The organism is Kitasatospora sp. NPDC056531 (assembly GCF_042794375.1).
Lineage (GTDB): Bacteria > Actinomycetota > Actinomycetes > Streptomycetales > Streptomycetaceae > Kitasatospora.
In genome coordinates, this window is the sequence record NZ_JBHTTU010000005.1 from 180,666 (window position 1) to 202,823 (window position 22,158).

The following is a 22,158-nucleotide window of genomic DNA, read 5'->3' on the forward strand; positions in this document are numbered from 1 at the left end:
CACAACCATGGCTGGACCCGTTCTCGAAATGCGGTCGATCAGCAAGTCGTTCCCCGGTGTCAAGGCGCTCTCCGAGGTCAACCTGACCGTGGCCGCCGGCGAGGTGCACGCCATCTGCGGGGAGAACGGCGCCGGCAAGTCCACCCTGATGAAGGTGCTCAGCGGGGTCTACCCGCACGGCGGTTACGAGGGCGAGATCCTCTTCGAGGGCGAGCCCTGCCGGTTCAAGGACATCCGGGCCAGTGAGCAGCGCGGCATCGTCATCATCCACCAGGAACTCGCCCTGGTGCCGTACCTGTCCATCGCCGAGAACGTCTTCCTGGGCAACGAGCACGCCACCCGGGGCATCATCAGCTGGCACCGGACACTCACCCACGCCGCCGAGCTGCTCCGGCAGGTCGGCCTGGAGGAGAGCCCGCACACCCGGATCGCCGACCTCGGTGTGGGCAAGCAGCAGCTGGTCGAGATCGCCAAGGCGCTGGCCAAGAAGGTCAAGCTGCTCATCCTGGACGAGCCGACCGCAGCGCTGAACGACGAAGACAGCCGCAAGCTCCTCGACCTGATCCTGGAACTCAAGGCGCAGGGCATCTCCTGCATCATCATCTCGCACAAGCTGAACGAGATCGCCCGGGTCGCCGACGCCGTCACCATCCTGCGCGACGGGCAGACCATCGAGACCATCGCGATCGGCCCGGAGGGCATCTCCGAGGACCGGATCATCCGCGGCATGGTCGGCCGGGACCTGGAGCACCGCTACCCCGACCGCACCCCCGACATCGGCGAGGTCGCCTTCGAGATCGAGGACTGGACCGTCCGGCACCCGATCGACCAGCAGCGCACCGTGGTGGACGGCGCCTCCCTGAACGTGCGGCGCGGCGAGATCGTCGGCGTCGCCGGCCTGATGGGCGCCGGCCGCACAGAACTCGCGATGAGCGTCTTCGGCCGCTCGTACGGGCGCTGGAGCGGCGGGCGGGTGCTGCTGCACGGCCGGGAGATCCGCACCCGGACGGTGCCGGAGGCCATCGGGCACGGCATCGCGTACGTCACCGAGGACCGCAAGCACTTCGGCCTCAACCTGATCGACGACATCAGCCGGAACATCTCGCTGAGCGCGCTCGGCAAGGTCGCCCGGTACGGCCGGGTCGACCGGCACGAGGAGAGCAAGGTCGCCGAATCGTTCCGGCAGACCATGAACATCAAGGCCCCGACGGTGTTCACCCGGACCGGCACGCTCAGCGGCGGCAACCAGCAGAAGGTCGTCCTCAGCAAGTGGATCTTCGCCGAGCCGGAGGTGCTGATCCTCGACGAGCCCACCCGGGGCATCGACATCGGCGCCAAGGCGGAGATCTACACCGTCATCGCCGAGCTGGCGGCCCAGGGCAAGGCCGTGCTCGTCATCTCGTCCGAACTCCCCGAACTCCTGGGCCTGTGCGACCGGATCTACACCATGGCCGAAGGCCGGATCACCGGCGAGGTCGCCCGCGCCGACGCCACCCAGGAATCCCTCATGCGGCTCATGACCATGAGCGCCGCATCCAGCAACGAGCAGGTGTGAGGCATGGCCCAGACCGAGATCATCCCGGACTCCGCCCAGAACGGCCCTGAGCCCGACCCGAGCCCGTCCGTCGGCTCCGTACTGGCCCGCGCGCTGCGCGGCAACGTGCGCCAGTACGGCATGCTGGTCGCACTCGCGCTGATCGTGCTGCTGTTCCAGATCTGGACGGACGGCATCCTGCTCCAGCCGCTCAACATCACCAACCTGATCCAGCAGAACGGCTACATCCTCATCCTGGCGATCGGGATGATGATCGTCATCATCGCCGGGCACATCGACCTCTCGGTCGGTTCACTGGCCGCCTTCGTCGGGGCCGCCGCCGCGGTGATGATGGTCGAGCACCACCTGCCGTGGCCCGTGGCGATGCTGGTCGCGCTGGTGATCGGCGCCCTCGCCGGCGCCTGGCAGGGCTTCTGGATCGCCTACCTCGGGATCCCGTCCTTCATCGTCACCCTGGCGGGCATGCTGCTGTTCCGCGGCGGCACCCAGATCCTGCTGCAGGGCCAGTCGGTGGCGCCGTTCCCCAAGGGCTTCCAGAGCATCAGCAGCGGCTTCCTCCCCGAGGTCGGCCCGCACACCAACTACCACAACCTCACCCTGCTGCTCGGCCTCGCGGTGCTGGCCGTCGCGGTCCTCCAGGAGCTGCGCGGCCGGCGGCAGACCGCCTCGTACGGGCTGGAGGTGCTCCCGCTCGGACTGTTCCTGGCCAAGCTCGCCGTGATCACGGCGGCCGTGCTCGTGTTCACCTTGCTGCTGGCCAGCTACCACGGCGTGCCGATCGTCCTGCTGATCCTCGGCGCCCTGCTGGTCGGCTTCGGCTACCTGATGCGCAACTCGATCATCGGCCGGCACACCTACGCCATCGGCGGCAACGAGGCGGCGGCCAAGCTGTCCGGGGTGAAGAGCAAGCGGGTCGTCTTCCTCGCCTTCACCAACATGGGCCTCCTCGCGGCGCTGGCCGGGCTGGTCTTCGCGGCGCGGCTCAACGCCGGCACCCCGCAGGCCGGAATCAACTTCGAGCTGGAGGCGATCGCCGCCGCCTTCATCGGCGGCGCCTCCGCCAGCGGCGGCGTCGGCACCGTCATGGGCGCGATCATCGGTGGCCTGGTACTCGGCGTGCTGAACAACGGCATGTCGCTGGTCGGCGTCGGCACCGACTACCAGCAGGTGATCAAGGGCCTGGTGCTGCTCGCGGCGGTGGGCTTCGACGTCTACAACAAACGCCGGGCCGGTTCCTGACGCCGGAACCGCCCCGGATGCCCTCGCCCTCGGCCGTCCTCCATCGGACGGCCGAGGGCGACATGCGTTTCCGGCCCTGTCGGACTCACTGGGCCGGAAGCACCAAGGCGAGCACGACGAGGGCGGGCACGATCTGCACGAAGAGGATCTTGCGGGACGACGTCAAGGCGCCGAACAGGCCGGCGACGGCGACGCAGGAGACGATCTTTTCGGCCGGGCGGCAACCTCTTCCGCGACGGCGGCAACTGACGGGTGACCGCAAGGCGGAAGCCGCTCACGGGTCGTTCGATCCCACCGCCGTCTGCCACCGCGCTCCGCCGATCCGGGCGGGTGCGCGGCGGCGGGCCGAAGCAAGGAGTAGCCCCCCATGAACGAGACGGATCCAACGGCAGACGGCCGCGGCCGACGCGTCCGCCCGGCCAGTGGTGCGCGGCGTCCCCGTGGGCGCCACCGTCGGCGCTGGACCACGCTGGGCCTGGCCCTGGGCGTGCCCGGTGTGCTCGGCCCCTACCTGCTGTTCGTACAGGCCGACTCGAATGCCGCGTCGGTGGATCCCGACGCCTACTACACGCTGGTGTCCGTCCGCAGTGACAAGGCGCTGGACGTGCCCGGTGCGGACACGTCCGACGGCGCCTGGGCCCGGCAGATGAACCCCGCAGCCGGTGCCGTGAGCCAGCAGTGGTGGCTGCGGCTGGCGGGGGACGGCTACTACGAGCTGGAGAATCACGGCAGCCACAAGGTCTACGGCCGCGGCGTGGTGTGCGGCGACCCGTCCTGACAGGCCCGGCCCGGAGCGGGCGGCGGATACGCGTCGCCCGTCCCCCGGCCGGCCGGAAGAACCTGCGCCCGACCGGCGACCTTTCCGTCTCCGGCGCCCACTGGGCAGCGCAACGTCGAGTCGATCTACCGAATGGACGGGAATGAGGCCGACGAAGCACGCCGCCCCGCGGACACGGCGCGGGCCCGTATCAGCGCCGACGGCATGAGCTCCACCTGGCTCGGCCCCTGGTTCACCATCGGACTCAGGAGTCGGCGCCTGTGGCGTCGACGCTTCCATCGCACACGGCGGAAGCCGCGACCATGACGTGCGCGGACAGGGGCACCTGGTCGACCGCGCCCGGCTACCGATTGGTACGCTGCCGCTCTCCCGCTTTCGGATGTGAGCGCCAACACGCACTGAGAGGCCGCCGACGGACATGCTCTTCGATGATGCGTCCGCGGACTTCCATGGGTTCTTCGAACGCCATTACGCCGAACTGGCCCGTCTCGCCTATCTCCTGACGGGCGAGCCGGATGCGGCCGACGACCTGGCAGCCGATGCACTGCTCGCCTTGCGGCGGCGATGGGACCGGCTGCGCGCAGCGGAGCAGCCGCTCGCGTACGCGCGGGGCGTCGTGGCCAACCTGGCGCGGGCGCGGATCCGCAGTTCGGTGCGTGGAAGGCGGCGGGTGGCGCTGTTCTGGTCCCATCGTTCGAAGCGGGTCGACGGTCCGGACGTGGCTGCTGTGGTGGACGTGCGGGCGGCGTTGGACCGGTTGCCGTTCCGCAAGCGGGCGTGTGTGGTGCTGCGGTACGCCTTCGACCTGTCGGAGCGGGACACGGCGCTGGCTCTCGGAGTGTCGGTCGCTACGGTGAGGAGCCAGACCTCGAAGGGTATCGCCGAGCTGGAACGGATGCTGGGCACACGCGTGGCCGGAGAACTGGTGGCCGACAGGAGGAATCGTTGAACGAGGAGGTCGCCGGGCTGCTGCGCGATGCCGCCGAGGCCCATCAACCCGACCGCGCCCGGATCCGGGCCCGGTTGGAACGCGGTATGACACCCGTCTCGACCCGCCGCCGCGGCCCTTGGGTGAGGCGATCCTGGCCGAAGGCGGCTCTCACGTCCCTCGCCACAGCCGGCATCCTGGCCGTTGGCCTCGCCGTCGCCCCCGTGGTCCGGACCCCGCCGCCGCCCGACGCCGCGACCGCTCCCGCATCAGCCGCGACTGCGAGTTCGACACCATCGGTCCCCTCCACCGGCAGCCCGGCCCCGACCGTGCCGACAGGCAGCCCGAGCCCGGCACCGTCCGGCGGCACCCAGGTCCAGCAGGGACCGCTGTCATCGGACGGCTCCGTCGACCCGCACAGCACGATCTACTGGGCGCAGAGCAACCTCACACTCAAGACCACGCAGCCGCTCGCCACGCTCACCGTCGAACTGCGGATCGCCCAGACCGGCGGGGTGCAGAACACCGGCTACTGGCAGACCCTGCCCGCCAACTGTTTTACCGTCACAACGCAGGAGCAGGGCGGTGCGCTGGTCTACCGCTGGACGCTCAAGCCCGGCTGCACGGTGCCGCCGGGGCAGCACGTCTTCGCGGGCCAGTACAACCACGCCGCCGGCCTGCGGGATCCGAAGGACGACACCTACCGTGCAGACGCCTCGGACTCCGACGGCGCCCTCGCGGTCGGGGGCCACTTCTCCTCCCCGCGGTGAGACGGGCACCCGGGGGTGCCGCGACCGGCTGCAAGAAACACGCGCCCGCGCGGCAACCTTCCGTCTCCCGGCGGCAACTGATGGACGACCCGGCCTGCCGTCCGCAGGCCGCCGCTCCAGAAGGACAGACCATTGCCAGATCTCGACCGAGGCACGCACCGCCGGCGCACGGCGACCCGCCGCGTGCTCGCCACCGCCGGAGTCCTCGCCGTCACGGGCGCTGCCGTTCCCCTGATCGCCCAGGCCGCCCTGCCCGCGAAGGCCCGCACGCTGACGGTGGCCGCTGACGGCAGCGGTCGGTACCGCACCGTGCAGGCGGCGGTGGACGGCGCGCGACCCGGCGACCGGATCCGGATCGCCAAGGGCACGTACCACGAGGTGGTACGGGTGCCGGTCGGCAAGGACGGTCTGACCATCGCGGGCGCCACCGGCAACCCCGCCGATGTCGTCATCGCCTATGGCAACTCCGCCGGCACCGCCAAGTCCGGCGGCGGCCGACTCGGCACCGAGGGCAGCGCCACGGCCACCTTCGCCGCCGCCGGCCTGACCGTCGAGAACCTGACGGTGGTGAACTCCTTCGACCGGGCCGCTGCACGCCCCGGCACCGAGACCCAGGCCGTCGCCGTGGCGGCCGAGGGCGACCGGCAGGTCTTCCGCAACGACCGCATCATCGGCCACCAGGACACCCTGCTCGCCTGGTCACCCGACGCCACCGCGCAGACCCGCCAGTACTTCACCGACGACTTCGTCGAGGGTGACGTCGACATGATCTTCGGCAACGCCACCGCCGTCCTCGACCATGCCACCATCCAGGCCGACGACGACGGCGCCCCCGCCGACGGCCTCAACGGCTTCCTCACCGCCACCAACACGGAAGCCGCGCACAAGTACGGCCTCCTGATCACCGACAGCACCGTCCGCTCCACCGCGAAGGACGGCACCTACTACCTCGGCCGGCCCTGGCACCCCACCGCCTCCGCCGTGGCCCAGGTCGTCATCCGCAACACGGCGCTCCCCGCCGCGATCAAGAGCACCACCCCGTGGACCGACATGAGCGGCTTCTCCTGGCGCTCGGCACGCCTCGCCTCGTACGGCAACACCGGACCGGGCGCCGCCACGACCACTGACAGCCCACAGCTGCCGGCGGCCCAGGCCGACGAATACACCGCCACCGCGTACCTCGCAGGCACCGACGGCTGGAACCCGGTCGACCGGGCGACCTCGACCAGCTCCGGCTCGACCGTGCCCGCCGGAACAGCGACCGGCGACACCCGCCACGTCACCGAACCCGCACCGCCCAGCACCGTCTGCGCCGCCGTCCCCGCCACCCGGACCGTGCCCACCCGAAGCACCGACCAGGCGAGCGAGACCACCCCGCCGGACACGATCCGCATCCAGCACGCCCTCGACACCTGTACCCAGACCGGACACAACACCGTCGCCATCCGTCTGCAGGCCACCGACGCCAGCCACAACGCCTTCCTCACCGGACCGCTGACCATCCATCAGGGCGAGGTCCTGCTGCTCGACAGCAGCGTCACCCTGTACGGCTCGCGCAACCCCGCCGACTACCAGATCAGCGGCAAGCCGACCTGCGGCACCCTCGCCTCCTCCAGCGGCGGCTGCAAGCCGCTGATCAGCGTCGCCGGAGCCGATGCCGGCATCGAGGCCGTCCGCGCCGCCGACGGCAGCCAGGGCCGCATCGACGGCCGCGGCGACCAGACCATCCTCGGTACCACCACCAGCTGGTGGCAACTCGCCACCGACGCGCAGCAGACCGGCTCCAACCAGAACAACCCCCGCCTGATCCAGGCCGACAACTCCGACAACTTCACCCTCTACCACGTCGACCTGCTCAACTCCCCCAACTTCCACGTCGTCTACAACAGCGGCAACGGCTTCACCGCCTGGGGCGTACGGATCAAGACCCCCGCCACCGCCCGCAACACCGACGGCATCGACCCGGCCGGCGCCACCAACGTCACCATCACCGACTCCTCCATCATGGACGGCGACGACGGCATCGCCGTCAAGGCCGGCAACAGGCCCAGCAGCAACATCACCGTGACGAACAACCACTTCTACGGCACCCACGGCATCTCCATCGGCAGCGAGACCAGCAGCGGCGTGACCAACGTCCTCTTCCGCGACAACACCCTCACCGGCACCGACGCCCTCGGCAACGCCAGCGGCTCCAGCACCGGCATCCGCATCAAGAGCTCCCCCGCCAACGGCGGCAAGGTCACCGACGTCACCTACCTGAACACCTGCCTCGACGCCGTCCGCGCCCCGCTCGTCTTCGACACCCACTACTCCGCCGGCAACGGCTCCAACACCCCCTGGTTCACCGGCATCACCGTCGACGGCGTCACCGCCACCCACTCCCCCAGCGGCGCGAGGTCCACCCTGGTCGGACTGGACAAGGCCCACCCGCTCGAACTGGCCCTGGCACACCTCAAACTCGACGTCACCACGGCGACCGCCGCCAACGCCCGCATCACCGCCACCGACACCAACCTCCACCCGTCCGGCCCCGACGTCACCCTGACCACCACCAACGGCCCAGGCGCGGCCCCCACCTGCGCCTTCCCCACGTTCCCCGCCCTCTGACCTCACCGCCGACCGCTCGCCCCGGCCTCCTCGGAAGGCCGGGGCAGCCCGCTTGAGGACGACACCTATCCGCAGCCTCAACGGCTCGTGGACCCCGCAGGCCGCCAGCGAGAGCAACCCCGTCGCGGGCAAGGCCAACAGCGGCGCCACCTGGACCAACGACATCAGCCACGGCGACCTGGTCCGCAACAACCCCGACCAGACCATGACCATCGACCCCTGCAACCTCCAGTTCCTCTACCAGGGCAAGTCCCCCACCGCCAGCGGCCCATACGACCAACTGCCCTGGCGGCCCGGCCTCCTCACCCTCCAGCGCTGACCCGCCTGATCAACGGTGATCGCGATCGGGTGCGGCCTGCCGGCGCGTAGACGAAAGGTCTACGGCACGGGCGGCTCCACCTGCTGACCGACACTCACCGCTTCGAGGAACCCCAGCCGTGCGTCGGCTGGGGTTCCCCTCTTTCGTGGACCTGGCCGCGGCGTGGTGTACGGCGACGCGTCCTGACAGGCCCGGCCCGGAGCGGGCGGCGGATACGCGTCGCCCGTCCCCGGGCCGGCCGAAAGAACCTGCGCCGGAGCGGCAACCTTTCCGTCTCCGGCGCCCACTGGGCAGTGCAACGTCGAGTCGATCTACCGAATGGACCGGAATGAGGCCAACGAAGCACGCCGCCCCGCAGTCGAACCGCAGGCGTGGGCTGGTCATGGGCATACCGCTGGCGCTGGTGGCGGTCGGTCTACTGGTATGCCTGGCCTTCGCGCTCCTCCCGGGGAGCGGGGGCGACGCCGGTGCCACAGAGCCGGCTGCCGCCTCCGTCGTGGCCACCGAGCCGAGCACGCCGCCCGGCACCGGCGTCCCGGCCGAGCCCACGCCCTCGGCGGCACCGCCGTCGGTCACCAGCCCCCCGCCCTCGGCCACGGGCACCCCGTCGCCGTCGGCCACTCTCACGCCGCGGCCGTCGGCCGCCCCAGTCACCACGGCCACCCCGTCGCCGTCGGCCACCACCGGCGGTGCCCGCACCGCGCCGGCCCCGGCGTCCCTGGCCGGGCGGATCAAGCCCGGGACGAACTACCAGGGCGTCGCAACCTCCTACGACGCCGCCGACGGCAACGGCGCCTGCTCGTTCGGCCCGTCCGGCGACCTCATGATCGCGGCGATGAACCACACCGACTACGAGTCGTCCAAGGCATGCGGAGCGTTCGTGCTCGTCCGCGCGACCAACGGGGCGAGCATCACGGTGCGGATCGTCAACGAGTGCCCGCTGCCCTGCGCACCCGGGCAGCTCGACCTCAGCCACGAGGCCTTCGCCAAGCTCGCCGACCTGTCGGTGGGCCGCCTACCGATCACCTGGTCGCTGCTGAGCCCCGTCGCGCCGGACACCATGTCGATCCGGTACAAGACCGGGTCCACCCAGTGGTGGTGCGGGATCCAGGTGATCGGCCATCGGAACCCGGTAGCGGCGTTGGAGGTCCGCACCGGCGGCGGCTGGCGGCAGTTGTCCCGCACCGACTACAACTACTTCCTCTCCCCCGACGGGAGCGGGTGCGGCGGACCGATCAGGGTCACCGACATCTACGGCGAGCAACTCACCGTCGACGGCGTCGCGTTGCAGCCGGACGTCGCCCAGCCGACCCGAGTCCAGTTCGCCCGGCATTGACCGCGCCACTCGCCCGTCGGCCGGCGGTGGTCCCCCGCCGGGGCGCCCACCGCCCTCTCCCGGAGACGGGCACTGCTAGGCTCATGCCGGTTGTTAACGCTCACATTGCAGGGAGAGGGCGACCGGGGGAAATGCTCCTCGATGACGCGTCCGCGGAGTTCCACGACTTCTTCGAACGCCACTACGCCGAACTCGCCCGTCTCGCCCATCTCCTGACCGGCGAGACGGACGCGGCCGACGACCTCGCCGCGGACGCCCTGATCGCCCTGTGGCAACGCTGGGACCGGCTCCGCGCGGCCGACCACCCCCTCGCCTACGCGCGCGGGGTGGTCGCCAACATGGCCCGGGCCCGGATCCGCAGCGCAATCCGCGAGCGACGCCGGGTCCTGCTGTTCTGGTCCCGCGCCCCGCAGGAAGCGGACGGCCCGGACGTAGCTGCCGTGCTGGACGTCCGAACGGCGCTCGCCCGGCTGCCGTTCCGCAAGCGGGCGTGCGTGGTGCTGCGCCACGCGTTCGACCTGTCGGAGAAGGACACCGCCGTGGCGCTGGGCATATCGGTCGGTACGGTGAAGAGCCAGACCTCGAAGGGGATGGCCGAGCTGGAACGCGCACTCGGCGCACGAGCGGTCGGCGAACTGGCGACAGGAAGGAGGAATCGGTGAACGAGGACATCGCCTGGCGACTGCGCGAGGCCGCCGAGACCCACCAGCCCGACCGCGCACGGATCCTGGCCCTCGTCGAACGCGGCGCGGCCGGCCCTCCCGTCCGTCACCGCACACCGTCGTTCACGAGGTCGTGGCCCAAGGCCGCCCTCGCCGGCCTCGCCACCGCCGGCATCCTGGCGACCGGCGGCCTCGCCGTCGCCGGCATCATCCGGACCCCGCCGCCGTCGGACACCGTCACCACCGCTCCGGGCGCCCCCTCCCCGACTGCCACTCCGACGCCGACGCGGTCGGCTCCCCCAACCGCCACCGCTCCGGCACCGACCGCAGCCACCACCCCGGCCAGTCCGCACCCGAGCCCGTCCTCCGGCAGCCGGGCCCAGAACGGGCCGCTGTGGTCGGAGGGATCGATCGACTCGCACAGCAACGCCTACTGGGCACAGAGCGACCTCGCCCTGAAGACCACCCAGCCACTCACCTCGCTCACGGTGGAACTGCGCATCGCCCAGACCGGCGACGTACGGGACGCCGGCAACTGGCGGACCCTGCCGGCCGACGACTTCACCGTCACCGTCCAGGAGTCCGGCGGTGTGCTGGTCTACCGCTGGATGCTCAAGCCGGGCCGTACCGTGCCCGCCGGGCAGCACGAGTTCGCCGGCCAGTACAACCACGCCACCGGCGTTCGCAGTTCCGCGAACGACAGCTACCGCGTCGACGCCCAGTCGGCGGGCGGCACCGCGTCCGTCTGGGGAGGCTTCGCCCCGACAAGGTGAGGGCCGGCCCTCCGAGAAGTCGGCCGGCCCTCGCGGCACCCCCCGGTTCGCGTACCGGGCCCGCAATCCTTCCGGGCCGGAGCCGGAACCGCGGCCGGAGGCCGTGCGCGATCCTCCCCCGCGGACGCGACCAGGGCGCCCGCTCGAACGAGCGGGCGCCCTGGACCGACTCGGATTCCGGCTTGGAGGCCTTCGGGTCAGGCGCCGACCGGCTCCGTCCGGGCGAGGTTTGAGACCGCCTGGGCGGCGGGCTTCCGCAGCCCCTTGAGCAGGACCACCACCGCCGTGGTGACCACCGTGCCCGCCGCGACCGCGGTCAGGTAAAGGAACGGACTGCCGATCAGCGGGAGCACCCAGATCCCACCGTGCGGGGCACGCAGGGTGGAGCCGAAGGCCATCACCAGGCCGCCGGCGGTCATGCTGCCGACGATGTTCGCCGGGATGACCCTCAGCGGGTCGGCCGCCGCGAACGGGATCGCACCTTCGGTGATGAACGACGCGCCGAGCACCCAGGCGGCCTTGCCGTTCTCCCGCTCCTCGGAGGTGAACAGCCCACGCCGGACGACGGTCGCCAGGGCCATGCCCAGCGGCGGGGTCATACCGGCGGCCATCACGGCGGCCATCACCTTGAGACTGCCGGCGTCCGGGGTGGTACCCGCGGCGGTGAGCGCACCGGCCGCGAAGGTGTACGCGACCTTGTTGAGCGGACCGCCCATGTCGAAGGCCATCATCGCGCCGAGCAGCAGGCCGAGCAGGATCGCGTTGGAACCGGAGAGGCCGTTCAGCCAGTCGGTCAGGCCGTTCATCGCCGAGGCGATCGGCGAGCCGACCACCACGAACATCAGGAAGCCGACCGCCGCCACCGACAGCAGCGGGATCACCACCACCGGCATGATGCCCCTGATCGCGCGTGGCACGTTCCAGCGGATCATCCACAGCACCAGGAAGCCTGCGGCCACGCCCGACACGATGCCGCCGAGGAAGCCCGCGCCGACCGCCACCGAGACGGCGCCGCCTGCGATTCCGGCGGCAAGTGCCGCCCGGTCCGCGATCGCCCAGGCGATGTACCCGGAGAGGATCGGGACCAGGAAGCCGAAGGAGGTCTTGCCGGTCTGGAACAGCATCGCCGCCCAGCTGTGCGAGGAGGTCCAGTCGAAGTGGCCCAGCACGGACGGGGCGGAGGCGATCTGGTACCCGCCGATCGCGAAGGCGAGGGCGATCAGCAGGCCGCCGGCCGCGACGAACGGGATCATGTAACTGACGCCCGTCATCAGGTACTTGCGCAGCCGCTGGGCCCAGTGCTCGCCGGCTGGTGCGCTCGGTGCGGCGGCCGGGGCGGCGGCACGCGCTCCGCTGCCGGCCTCGGTGACCAGCCTGGCGGCCTGGGCGATCAGGTCGTCGGCGCGGTTCACGGCGGCCTTCACACCCACGTCCACGGTCGGCTTGCCGGCGAAGCGGGCGCGGTCCCGGACCTCGACGTCATGGGCGAAGATCACCGCGTCGGCCGCCGCGATCACCTCGGGGGCCAGCACCGTCGTCCCGGCCGAGCCCTGGGTCTCGACCTGGATCCGCGCACCCGCCCGGGCGGCGGCCAGTTCCAGGGCCTTGGCGGCCATGTAGGTGTGGGCGATGCCGGTCGGGCAGGAGGTCACCGCGACCAGCCGCAGACCGGCGTCGGCGGCGGGCTCCGGAGCGCCGGCCGGCGCCTCCTCCCCGTTGACCAGGGCCGCGACAGCGCTCGGGCTCTCGGCATCGCGCAGGGCCCCGGTGAACGCGGGGTCCATCAGTCGGCGGGCCAGCGCGGCGAGGATCTGCAGGTGGGTGTCGTCCGCACCGGCCGGCGCCGCGATCATGAAGATCAGGTCGGCAGGCCGCCCGTCCGGGGCGTCGAAGTCCACACCCCTGGCGCTGCGGCCGAAGGCCAGGCTCGGCTGCGTGACATGGGGTGATCTGCAGTGCGGGATACCGATCCCGTCCCCCATCCCGGTCGGGGCCTGGGCCTCGCGGGCGGCGACGTCGGCGAGGAAGCCGTCGAGGTCGGTGACCCGGCCCTCGGCTACCAGCCGCTGGGCGAGGGAGCGGAGAGCCTCGCTCTTGTCCGCGGGGGCGAGGTGGAGATCAACGAGTGCGGGTGTGATCAGTCCGCTGGTGTCGCTCATCGTGTCGATCCTTCAACTGGTGCCTGACAGTGTTCCCTTGCCCCCGGGAAATGGCCGCCCTTCCGTCCCACACGGTCGGGCGGGGTGCCTCCGACAGGAGGCGGTTCTCAACCGCGAAGCGGGCGTTCGAGCGGGATGTCCGCCGTCACGACCACGGCGGCCGGGTCCAGATCGGCCGGGGTCGGCATGACGCTCCCCGGCAGTTGCACGGCGGCGGCGCCGTGCGCCAGGGCCGCCGCGAGTGCCCCGGGGCCGGTGCCACCGGCTCCGAGGAAGCCCGCGAGTGAGGCGTCGCCCGCTCCCACGTCGCTGCGGACGGCGGCGACCGGTGCGCTGCCGTACCAGCTGCCCTCCTCGGCGATCAGCAGCATCCCGTCCGCTCCGAGGCTGGCGAGGACCTGCTGGGCGCCGCGCTTGCGCAGTTCCCCGGCCGCGTCCACGGCGTCGCCGACGGTGGCGACCGGGCGGCCCACGGCCTCGGCGAGTTCCCCCCGGTTGGGCTTGAGCACGTCGGGACGGGCCGAGAGCGCGGCGAGCAGTGCGGGTCCGGAGGTGTCCAGGGCGATCCGGGCGCCGCCCGAGTGCACCTGCGCGACCAACTCGGCGTACCACTCGGGCTCCAGGCCGCGCGGCAGGCTGCCGCAGCAGGCCAGCCAGTCGACGCCGTTCCCGGTGCCCTGCCCGATCTTCTGGGTGTCGCGGACGAGAGCCAGCAGCGCGGCCGACTCGGCCGCGCTGAGCTCGGGGCCCACCGCGTTGATCTTCGTGAGGCTGCCGCCGTCCTCGGCGATCGAGACGTTGATCCGGGTGTCGCCCGCGATGGCGACCGCCGCGACGTCGATGCCCTGGCGGCACAGGAGATCGGAGAGCAGCCCGCCGGAGAGGCCGCCCAGCGGCAGGACGGCCGTGGTGCGGTGGCCCGCGGCGGTGAGCGCGCGGGAGACGTTGACGCCCTTGCCGCCGGGATCGAGCCGGTCGTGCACGGCTCGGTTGACCTCGCCCGGTGTGAGCGTTCCCAGTTCGTAGGTGCGGTCGAGGCTGGGGTTGGGGGTGATGGTGACGATCATGCGCGGATGACTTCCGGTCCGTGGTTCTCGATCTCTGCGGTCTGCTCGTCGGTCAGTCCAGTGTCCGTGACCAGCACGTCGACCTGGTCCAGCGAGCCGAACCGGGCGAAATGGCGGGCGCCGCACTTGGAGGAGTCGGCCACCAGGACCACTCGGCGTGCCCCGGCGAGCATGGCCCTCTTGACGGCCGCCTCGGCGAGGTCCGGCGTCGACAGTCCGCCCTCTACGGAGAAGCCGTTGGTGGCGACCACCGCGACGTCCGCGTGGATGTCCGCCAGGTCGCGCAGCGCCCAGGCGTCGACGGCGGCCTGGGTGCGGTGGCGCAGCCGCCCGCCGACGAGGTGCAGGGCGAGCGCGGGGTGGTCGGCCAGCCGGGCCGCGACCGGGAGGGCGTTGGTGACGACGGTGAGGGCGCAGTCCAGAGGCAGTAGGCCGGCCAACCGGGAGACGGTCGTCCCGGCGTCGAGGATCACGCTGCCCTCGCTGGGCAGCAGGGCCAAGGCCGCCTTGGCGATGCGCTCCTTCTCGGCCGCGGCCGTGGAGTCGCGTTCGGCCAGGCCGGGTTCCAGGTGCAGTGCGCCGACGGGAAGCGCCCCGCCGTGCACCCGGTGCAGCAGGCCGGCCCGGTCCAAGGTGCTCAGGTCACGCCGGATGGTCTCCTGCGTGACGCCGAAGTCCTCAGCCAGCGTCGGCACGTCCACCCTGCCCTGCTCCTGGGCGAGGCGGAGGATCTGTTGCTGCCGCTCCGGTGCATACATGTGGGATTGGGTCCGTTTCATGTCCGTTTACGCCTGGTGAAGCCCGACCATACGCGCTTCGGACAGAAAAGCAAGAGGTCGTTCCGCCTCTTGTCCACTCCGCAAAATGTGCCCGAATGTGTTGACATCTCTGCGCAACCGGGCGTAGAACCAACCGAAACAACGCGCCAACGGGCGTGAAACCACAGACCGCCTGGTCCCCGCGACTGCCCCCGTACCGCGAGGACCAGGCACCGACCACGGTGGCCCGCGCTTCACCCTCCGCGCCGGCCACCGTGCCCCACCCTTCCGCCGACCCGGCTCCCACCCGGGTCGGCGATCCTCTCCTCCCTCTCCCCAAGGACTCCCATGCACTCGATCCAGGTCACCGTCGGCTCCAGCAGCGGTCTGCACGCCCGCCCGGCGTCACTGTTCGTCCAGGCTTCCGCCCGGCAGCCGGTCAAGGTCACCGTCGGCCGCCCGGGCCAGGCGCCGGTCGACGCCCGCAGCCTGCTGTCCGTCCTCGCCCTGGCTGCCGGCCGCGGCGAGATCCTGGAGCTCACCGCCTCCGGCGAGGGGGCCGAGGACGCACTCAAGGCGCTCGCCGAGCTGCTCGCCACCGACCTCGACGCAGCGGCATGACCGGTCCGATGCGCGGGATCGGTGTCGGCACCGGCAGCGCGGCAGGACCGATCGCCCGGATGGCACCCGTACCGTCACTGCCGGCACCGAGGACGGTCGCCGACCCAGCGGCCGAGGCGGCCGCGGTCCGCGCCGCCCTCGGTGCGGTCGTCGCCGACCTGGAGGAGCGCGCCGCCCGTGCGAGTGGCACCGGCTCCGAAGTACTCACGGCCCAGGCCATGATGGCCGCTGACCCGGTCCTCGCCGACCGGGCCGCCGAGCTCGCCGAACAGGGCACCGACGGCGCCCACGCGCTGGCCGCCTCCTTCGACGGCTTCCGTGACGCGCTGGCGGCCGCCGGCGGGTACTTCGCCGAACGCGCCGCCGACCTGGACGACCTGCGCGACCGCGCGGTGGCCCACCTGCTGGGCCTGCCCGTGCCCGGCCCGCCCGACCCCGGGCACCCGTACGTCCTGGTCGCCGACGACCTGGCGCCGGCCGACACCGCACTGCTCGACCCCGAGCGGGTATTGGCCCTCGTCACCGTCCGCGGCGGTCCGACCAGCCACACGGCCATCCTCGCCAAGGCGCTCGGCGTGCCCGCCGTGGTCGGCTGCACCGGCGCCATGGAGCTGGAGGACGGCCGACAGGTCCTGGTGCACGGCGCGGACGGCGTGGTCGAGCCCGACCCGAGTCCGGAAGCGATCGCGCGGGCCGCCGCGCGCGATCGCCGACGCCGCGAGCTGCTGGCCGGGTTCCAGGGGCCGGGCCGGACGGCGGACGGCCATCCGGTCTCGCTGCTGGTCAACCTCGGTGCGCCGCACGAGCTGGCCGGCGCGGCCGCCGCCGATGCCGAGGGGGTGGGCCTGTTCCGCACCGAGTTCCTCTTCCTGGACCGCGCCGAGGCACCGGGCCTCGCCGAGCAGACCGCCGCCTACCAGCAGGTCTTCGCGGCCTTCGCCGGCCACCGGGTGGTCGTCCGCACACTCGACGCGGGCGCCGACAAGCCGCTGCCCTTCGCCACCTCCGCCGACGAGGAGAACCCGGCGCTGGGCATCCGAGGCTTGCGGACCGCCGCCCGCGATCCGCAGCTCCTGGAGACCCAGCTCGCCGCGATCGCCGCGGCCGCCGACGGCAGCACCGCGCAGGTCTGGGTCATGGCCCCGATGGTGTCGATCCCGCGTGAGGCCGCCGAGTTCGCCGCCCGGGTCCGCGCGCACGGCCTGCCGATGGCCGGCGCGATGATCGAGGTCCCGGCAGCCGCGCTGCGGACCGACCGGCTGGCCGAGTCCTGCGACTTCTTCAGCATCGGCACCAACGACCTGGCCCAGTACGCCTTCGCGGCCGACCGGACGCTCGGCTCCCTCGCCGAACTGCTCGACCCCTGGCAGCCGGCCCTGCTCTCGCTGGTCGCCGCCGCCGCCCGGTCCGCGGCCGAGCACGGCCGTCCGATCGGCGTGTGCGGTGAGGCCGCTGCCGACCCGGAACTCGCCCTGGTGCTGGTCGGCCTCGGGATCACCAGCCTGTCGGCCGCACCCGCCTCGCTCCCCGAGGTGCGCGCGGCTCTGGCCGCCCACACCCTTGCGGAGTGCCGCGAACTCGCCGAGCTGGCGCTGCTCGCAGACGACGCCGACGACGCCCGCCGCAAGGTCCGGTCGAGCGTCGCCGGGCACTGATCCACTCCGTTGCAGCATCGGCCCCGATCTGCCCGGCGCGCGAAGGGCTCGGACCTCACCGTCGACCGCATCCGCCGCACCGGTCGGCTGCGGGCGAGTTGGGCGGCGGCGACCGGGCCGGCCGCAGGTCCGTCGGTCACCGCCCGGGCCGGGGCAAGGGGCGCCCCGTGAGTTCGGCGCGGACCGTGCCCGGGGTGCCGTCTGCCCTCGCCTCCTGTCGGACCGCGGCCGCGATGACGGAGGTGCCGTCGTCCGCGGGGAGGGCGAGGCGGAGGCTCCCGTCGGTGGCGCGGGGGTGGCTCGCGGGGGTGAAGCCCTCCAGGAACCGGATGGCGGCGGCGAGCGAGAAGGGCCCGGTGGGGGTGAGGGAGACGGCGGTCACGGGTCAGCCCCCGTGTGCGGTGAGGGTGTAGCCCTCGGGGCCCTCGAAGGAGAACATCGGCCCGAACGGGCTGTCCGCCATGGGGGTCAGGATCCTGACTCCGGCAGCGGCGAGCTGGTCACGGAGCTGGTGGGCGTCCGGGGTCCGGAACCAGAGCACCACGCCCAGGCCGGGACGTGCGGAGTCGGTGAGGTCGATGCCCGGGAGGAGCTCGCGGACGGCGAACGGAGTCGGCTTGGTGTCGAACACGACCGCGTGCGGCGGCGAGACCGCCGCCCGGCGCAGCCCCAGGTGCTGTTCGCAGAAGGCGGCTGCGGCGTCCACGTCGCGGACCTGCAGGGCGACGAAGTCGGGGCCGTCGATGGTGGCGGGCATGGGGGTCTCCTCGATCTCTAATGTCAGGACTTTGACATAGCGGAGACTAGGACCCCTCGGCTGGGCGTGTCAAAATGCTGACATGATGGAGAAGCCGCAGGCCGAGCCGCCGCACCACGCGAAAGACGTCACCCGACACGTGGGGTACGCGCTCAAGCGCGCCCAGGCCGCCCTGCGCAGCGCCATGGACGGGGTTCTGCGCGAGCACGAGCTGACCGTTCCGCAGTACGCCACCCTCGAACTCCTGGCCCTGAACCCCGGCATGTCCAACGCCGACCTCGCGCGCGCGACCTTCGTCACCCGCCAGTCCGGCAACGTCGTGCTGCAGGGCCTGCAGGAGGCGGGGCTGATCACCCGCCCGGCCACCGCCGACCACGGCCGGGCCCGCCCGGCCCACCTCACCGAGGAGGGCCGGGCACGCCTGAACGCCGTCCAGGACGCCGTCTACGCCGTCGAGCGACACATGACGGCGACGATCCCGCCCGAGCGCGTGGCGGCGCTGCTCACCGACCTCGACCGCATGGCGGCGGCCCTGGAGGAGTGACCGACCGCCAGGTGGACGGCCGACCGAGGATTCGTCGTCGACGTCATCCAGGGCGGCGCCGGCATCTCGCGGCAGGCGGCGACGATCGCGGCGGCCTTCGCGGGCTCCAGCAGGCCGAGTTCCTCGTTGGCGAGGGCGGCGGCCTCCTTCACGGCGGCGAGGGCGTCGATCAGGTGCGGGTAGGCGGAGATGGGCGTGCCCGTGACGGGGAAGTTCTCGGTGGCGCGCAGGGTGTGGACGCCCCAGTAGGCGTCGGCAGGGACGTCGCGGTTCCGAGCGGGTCGTGTTCGCTGCGGGTGACGGCGGCCATGGGTGTGTGGGTCCTCTTCCGGGGCAGGTGGTCAGGGTTCCGGTCAGGCGGAGGTGAGCACGGCGGTCGGGTCCAGCGCCGCCACCGGCCGGACGCCGCCGACGGGCCGGCCTCCGCCGGTCATCGGCTCCCCGGCGAACCCGGTGAGCAGCCGCGGGTCGACTCCCGCCCGCGCCAGGGCGGCGGCCGCCACCGGGATGCGCGCCCGGTCCGCCCCGTCGGCGATCTTCACGGCGACGGCCCGGCCGTCCGGCAGCGCGGCGATCTGGACGCCTTCGAAGCCGTCCTTGGCGAGCAGCCCGGGAACCGCGCGCATCAGCTCGGCCACGTCCCGGCCCGCGCCGGAGGCCATCTCCGGATGGTCGCGCAGCGCGTCCGCCACCCGGCGCTCGGCCGTGCCCGGCGCCGCCGTGGCGATACGGGCGGCGGCGCGGGCGAGGCCGTGCAGGGACACCGCGAACAGCGGGGAGCCGCAGCCGTCGACGGTGACGTTCGCGGTGCGCTGGCCGGTGAGCTCCTCGACGACCTCGGCGATCGCCGTCTGGAGCGGATGGGCCGGGTCGAGGTAGGTCTGCAGGGGCCAGCCGTTGAGCGTGCAGAGGTACAGCATCGCGGCGTGCTTGCCGGAGCAGTTCTGGGCGAGCCGGGAGGGCGGGCGGCCCCCGCGCACCCAGGCGTCCCGGACGGCCGGGCCGTACGGCAGGTCCGGGACGTTGCACAGATCTTCCTCGGCGACCCCGGCCAGTTCGAGGATCCGCCGGGTGCCGGCGAGGTGGCGTTCCTCGCCGGAGTGGCTCCCCATCGCGAGGGACAGCAGGTCGCCGTCGAGCGGCAGCCCGGCCCTCACCATGGCGACGGCCTGGACGGGCTTGAGAGCGGACCGCGGGTAGCAGGCCGCCTCGATGTCGCCGGTGCGGAACCGAACTTCGCCGCCGCCGCCGAGGACGACGACGGAGCCGTAGTGGATCCCCTCGACCACGCCGCCCCGGGTGACGTGGGCGACGGGTGAATGGAGGGGCTCACGGATCGGGGGCGCATCCGCGAGGAAACTGCTGCGCATCACTGCCTCGTTCGATGGTGGGTTGCTACGGGTGGCGGCCTGGCTCGCGAAGTCCCGTGAGCCATTGAGATCTTGACGATCGATCAGGAGTGCTCGTCGCTCGTGGTCGCGGCGCGTGCGAGGCGTCCGCGGATCGCGTACCAGCCGGCGACCAGCGCTGCGGCGATCAGTGGCACGCACAGCACGGTGGTGCGCGCGGCACCGCCGTCGGCGTACATGAGGACCAGCACCGACGCGAGGAAGGCGAGCGTCACGAGCTCGGTCCACGGGGAGCCGGGCAGGCGGTAGCCGGGGCGGGTCAGTTCGCCGGCCGTGGTCTTCCGCCAGAACAGGAGATGGCAGACCATGATCATGCCCCAGGTGGCGATGATGCCGATCGCCGCGAGGTTGAGCACGATCTCGAACGCGTCGGCGGGGACCACGAAGTTGAGGCCGACACCGAGGACGCACATGCCGCTGGTGAGCAGGATGCCGCCGTAGGGCACCTGGCTGCGGCTCATCCGCGCGGTGAAGCGCGGAGCGGAACCGTTGACCGCCATCGAGCGCAGGATCCGCCCGGTCGAGTAGAGGCCGGAGTTGAGCGAGGACATGGCCGCGGTCAGCACGACCAGGTTCATCACGCTGCCCGCCGCCGGGACCCCGACGTGGGAGAGCACGGTCACGAACGGGCTCTGGCCGGCGCTGTACCTGTTCCACGGCAGCAGCATCGAGAGCAGGACGACCGAGCCGACGTAGAAGAGGCCCACGCGCCACATGATCGAGTTGATCGCCTTCGGCATGATCTTCTCGGGGTTCTCGGTCTCCCCGGCCGTGACACCGACCAGTTCGACGGAGGCGTAGGCGAACACCACCCCCTGGATGATCAACAGCATCGGCAGCAGGCCGTTGGGGAAGATGCCGCCGTTGTCGGTGATCAGCGACGGGCCCGGTACGGCGCCGTCCACCGGATGCCGGGTGACCAGCAGGAAGATCCCGATGCCCATGAAGACCACCAGCGCGCTGACCTTGACGATCGCGAACCAGAACTCCAGTTCACCGAAGATCCGCACCGAGATGAGGTTCACGGTCAGCACCACGGCCAGGGCTATGAGCGCGATCACCCACTGCGGGACGTCGGAGAACAGGTGCCAGTAATGGGTGTACGTGGCGACGGCGGTGATGTCGGCGATGCCGGTGGTCGCCCAGTTGAGGAAGTACATCCAGCCTGCGGTGTAGGCGCCCTTCTCCCCCAGGAATTCCCGGGCGTAGGACACGAAGGCGCCGGAGGACGGGCGGTACAGGACGAGTTCGCCGAGCGCTCGCACGACGAGGAACGCGAAGACGCCGCAGACGGCGTACGCGACGAACAGGGAGGGCCCGGCGTCGGCGAGGCGTCCGCCCGCGCCGAGGAAGAGCCCGGTCCCGATCGCGCCGCCGATGGCGATCATGTTGACGTGCCGGGGTTTCAGGGACTTGCTGTAGCCGGTGTCTCCGGCATCGACGTGACGGGTCGTGGGGAGTTTCTCGTCCTTGAGGAACTGCTCGCTCACGCCTCGGGTCTGCCTTCCGTCGGGGACTCCGCACGCCCGGGGCGCACGATGTCGGTGAGGGTCGTCTCGACACGGTGCAGGTGGTGCGACATGGCCGCCACCGCGTCGTGCTCGGAACCGTCGATCAGCGCCTCGACGATCGCCCGGTGTTCGCAGTTGGACTGCTCGCGCCGACCGCCCAGCTCGTTGAGGAAGGTCGACTGACGCGCCAGCGCGTCACGGATCTCCTCGATGACCCGGCGGAAGACCGGATTGCGGGAAGCCTCGGCCACCGCCAGGTGGAAGACGGTGTCCAGCGCGACCCACGCGGTGGTGTCGGTCTCCCGCTCCATCCGATCGAGCAGGTGGGCCAGGTGGTCCAGGTCCTCCGGAGTGCGGCGCAGCGCCGCGTATCCGGCGACCGGGATCTCGACGTGCCGGCGCACCTCAAGCAGGTCGCTGGCGGCGTAGTCACCGAAGGTGGGGTCCTCGACCGTGTTCGCCACGACGAAGGTGCCCTTGCCGGTCTTGGAGACGGTCAGGCCCATGGCCTGGAGGGCCCGGAGCGCCTCCCGCAGCACGGGCCGGCTGACCTCCAGGGTCCGGCACAGCTCAGCCTCCGACGGAAGCTTGTCCCCTACGGCGTACTCACCGCGCTCGATGGCGCTGCGCAGGTGGCCGAACACCGCTTCCATCGCGCTGACGCGCCGCGGGATCACACCACCTGTCTGGCTGTCTGACAGGTTCAC

The 22,158-nt window shown here is 71.9% G+C and carries 22 protein-coding genes and 1 pseudogene; 13 read left to right on the forward strand and 10 right to left on the reverse strand.

Features of this window, described 5'->3' with window-relative positions:
- Positions 1 to 7: 7 nt before the first annotated feature.
- Both mmsA and mmsB read left to right on the forward strand, forming a co-directional pair.
- Positions 8 to 1,555 (forward strand): multiple monosaccharide ABC transporter ATP-binding protein, encoded by a 1,548-nt coding sequence (gene mmsA, locus ACFQ87_RS08400; RefSeq protein ID WP_380609819.1) that lies wholly within the window; start codon positions 8 to 10, stop codon positions 1,553 to 1,555.
- Positions 1,556 to 1,558: 3 nt separating this feature from the next.
- The gene (gene mmsB, locus ACFQ87_RS08405; protein ID WP_380609820.1) at positions 1,559 to 2,794 is read left to right on the forward strand and encodes a multiple monosaccharide ABC transporter permease; all 1,236 of its coding nucleotides are present in this window, start codon (positions 1,559 to 1,561) and stop codon (positions 2,792 to 2,794) included.
- Positions 2,795 to 2,879: 85 nt separating this feature from the next.
- On the opposite strand, the gene ACFQ87_RS08410 is transcribed toward mmsB, so the two are convergent.
- Positions 2,880 to 3,056 (reverse strand): DUF1304 family protein, encoded by a 177-nt coding sequence (locus tag ACFQ87_RS08410; RefSeq protein WP_380609821.1) that lies wholly within the window; start codon positions 3,054 to 3,056, stop codon positions 2,880 to 2,882.
- A gap of 105 nt (positions 3,057 to 3,161) precedes the next feature.
- On the opposite strand from ACFQ87_RS08410, the gene ACFQ87_RS08415 reads away from it, so the two are divergent.
- The 8 genes from ACFQ87_RS08415 (at position 3,162) to ACFQ87_RS08450 (ending at position 10,970) form a co-directional block, all read left to right on the forward strand.
- Complete coding sequence (locus ACFQ87_RS08415) at positions 3,162 to 3,572, forward strand: RICIN domain-containing protein (RefSeq protein WP_380609822.1); 411 nt, start codon at positions 3,162 to 3,164, stop codon at positions 3,570 to 3,572.
- 418 nt (positions 3,573 to 3,990) lie between these two features.
- On the forward strand, positions 3,991 to 4,521 hold the full coding sequence (locus ACFQ87_RS08420) for a SigE family RNA polymerase sigma factor (protein ID WP_380609823.1): 531 nt from the start codon (positions 3,991 to 3,993) through the stop codon (positions 4,519 to 4,521).
- Positions 4,518 to 5,270, forward strand: a complete 753-nt coding sequence (locus ACFQ87_RS08425; RefSeq protein ID WP_380609825.1) for a hypothetical protein — start codon at positions 4,518 to 4,520, stop codon at positions 5,268 to 5,270. The genes ACFQ87_RS08420 and ACFQ87_RS08425 overlap by 4 nt, the downstream gene beginning before the upstream one ends.
- A 132-nt stretch (positions 5,271 to 5,402) precedes the next feature.
- Positions 5,403 to 7,880 carry a pectinesterase family protein gene (locus tag ACFQ87_RS08430; RefSeq protein ID WP_380609826.1) on the forward strand — a complete coding sequence of 826 codons (2,478 nt, stop codon included), beginning with the start codon at positions 5,403 to 5,405 and terminating at the stop codon, positions 7,878 to 7,880.
- A gap of 52 nt (positions 7,881 to 7,932) precedes the next feature.
- The gene (locus ACFQ87_RS08435) at positions 7,933 to 8,199 is read left to right on the forward strand and encodes a non-reducing end alpha-L-arabinofuranosidase family hydrolase (RefSeq protein WP_380609827.1); all 267 of its coding nucleotides are present in this window, start codon (positions 7,933 to 7,935) and stop codon (positions 8,197 to 8,199) included.
- Positions 8,200 to 8,527: 328 nt separating this feature from the next.
- A complete protein-coding gene (locus ACFQ87_RS08440) occupies positions 8,528 to 9,535 on the forward strand; it encodes an expansin EXLX1 family cellulose-binding protein (protein WP_380609828.1) in 1,008 nt (335 codons plus the stop codon).
- A gap of 131 nt (positions 9,536 to 9,666) precedes the next feature.
- Positions 9,667 to 10,197 (forward strand): SigE family RNA polymerase sigma factor, encoded by a 531-nt coding sequence (locus ACFQ87_RS08445; protein ID WP_380609829.1) that lies wholly within the window; start codon positions 9,667 to 9,669, stop codon positions 10,195 to 10,197.
- Positions 10,194 to 10,970: a hypothetical protein gene (locus ACFQ87_RS08450; RefSeq protein WP_380609830.1), complete on the forward strand. Its 777-nt coding sequence runs from the start codon at positions 10,194 to 10,196 to the stop codon at positions 10,968 to 10,970. The genes ACFQ87_RS08445 and ACFQ87_RS08450 overlap by 4 nt, the downstream gene beginning before the upstream one ends.
- A 197-nt stretch (positions 10,971 to 11,167) precedes the next feature.
- Here ACFQ87_RS08450 and ACFQ87_RS08455 read toward each other — a convergent pair whose 3' ends face one another.
- The 3 genes from ACFQ87_RS08455 to ACFQ87_RS08465 all read right to left on the reverse strand — a co-directional run bounded on the left by ACFQ87_RS08455 (position 11,168) and on the right by ACFQ87_RS08465 (position 14,954).
- Complete coding sequence (locus ACFQ87_RS08455; protein WP_380609831.1) at positions 11,168 to 13,129, reverse strand: fructose-specific PTS transporter subunit EIIC; 1,962 nt, start codon at positions 13,127 to 13,129, stop codon at positions 11,168 to 11,170.
- Between the two features lie 107 nt (positions 13,130 to 13,236).
- Positions 13,237 to 14,196 (reverse strand): 1-phosphofructokinase, encoded by a 960-nt coding sequence (pfkB, locus tag ACFQ87_RS08460; RefSeq protein ID WP_380609832.1) that lies wholly within the window; start codon positions 14,194 to 14,196, stop codon positions 13,237 to 13,239.
- A complete protein-coding gene (locus ACFQ87_RS08465; RefSeq protein ID WP_380609833.1) occupies positions 14,193 to 14,954 on the reverse strand; it encodes a DeoR/GlpR family DNA-binding transcription regulator in 762 nt (253 codons plus the stop codon). Before ACFQ87_RS08465 ends, pfkB begins: the two co-directional genes overlap by 4 nt.
- Before the next feature lie 348 nt (positions 14,955 to 15,302).
- Between ACFQ87_RS08465 and ACFQ87_RS08470 the strand changes: the two genes are divergently transcribed.
- Complete coding sequence (locus ACFQ87_RS08470) at positions 15,303 to 15,575, forward strand: HPr family phosphocarrier protein (protein WP_380609834.1); 273 nt, start codon at positions 15,303 to 15,305, stop codon at positions 15,573 to 15,575.
- On the forward strand, positions 15,572 to 17,230 hold the full coding sequence (gene ptsP, locus ACFQ87_RS08475) for a phosphoenolpyruvate--protein phosphotransferase (protein WP_380609835.1): 1,659 nt from the start codon (positions 15,572 to 15,574) through the stop codon (positions 17,228 to 17,230). The genes ACFQ87_RS08470 and ptsP overlap by 4 nt, the downstream gene beginning before the upstream one ends.
- A gap of 136 nt (positions 17,231 to 17,366) precedes the next feature.
- Here the strand turns inward: ptsP and ACFQ87_RS08480 are convergent, their stop codons facing one another.
- Together ACFQ87_RS08480 and ACFQ87_RS08485 are read right to left on the reverse strand one after the other, a co-directional pair.
- The gene (locus tag ACFQ87_RS08480; protein ID WP_380609836.1) at positions 17,367 to 17,612 is read right to left on the reverse strand and encodes a hypothetical protein; all 246 of its coding nucleotides are present in this window, start codon (positions 17,610 to 17,612) and stop codon (positions 17,367 to 17,369) included.
- Between the two features lie 3 nt (positions 17,613 to 17,615).
- Entirely contained in the window at positions 17,616 to 17,987 is a 372-nt protein-coding gene (locus tag ACFQ87_RS08485) for a VOC family protein (protein ID WP_380609837.1), read from the reverse strand.
- Positions 17,988 to 18,069: 82 nt separating this feature from the next.
- On the opposite strand from ACFQ87_RS08485, the gene ACFQ87_RS08490 reads away from it, so the two are divergent.
- Positions 18,070 to 18,531 carry a MarR family winged helix-turn-helix transcriptional regulator gene (locus ACFQ87_RS08490; RefSeq protein ID WP_380609838.1) on the forward strand — a complete coding sequence of 154 codons (462 nt, stop codon included), beginning with the start codon at positions 18,070 to 18,072 and terminating at the stop codon, positions 18,529 to 18,531.
- 62 nt (positions 18,532 to 18,593) lie between these two features.
- Here the strand turns inward: ACFQ87_RS08490 and ACFQ87_RS08495 are convergent.
- The 4 genes and pseudogenes from ACFQ87_RS08495 to ACFQ87_RS08510 form a co-directional block, all read right to left on the reverse strand.
- A pseudogene (locus tag ACFQ87_RS08495) lies at positions 18,594 to 18,841 on the reverse strand (lyase family protein); the annotation flags it as partial.
- A gap of 43 nt (positions 18,842 to 18,884) precedes the next feature.
- Positions 18,885 to 19,901, reverse strand: coding sequence for an asparaginase (locus tag ACFQ87_RS08500; RefSeq protein ID WP_380609839.1), 1,017 nt, complete (start codon positions 19,899 to 19,901; stop codon positions 18,885 to 18,887).
- Positions 19,902 to 19,984: 83 nt separating this feature from the next.
- The gene (locus ACFQ87_RS08505; RefSeq protein WP_380609841.1) at positions 19,985 to 21,430 is read right to left on the reverse strand and encodes an amino acid permease; all 1,446 of its coding nucleotides are present in this window, start codon (positions 21,428 to 21,430) and stop codon (positions 19,985 to 19,987) included.
- Entirely contained in the window at positions 21,427 to 22,104 is a 678-nt protein-coding gene (locus ACFQ87_RS08510) for a FadR/GntR family transcriptional regulator (RefSeq protein ID WP_380609916.1), read from the reverse strand. The genes ACFQ87_RS08505 and ACFQ87_RS08510 overlap by 4 nt, the downstream gene beginning before the upstream one ends.
- Positions 22,105 to 22,158: the final 54 nt, after the last annotated feature.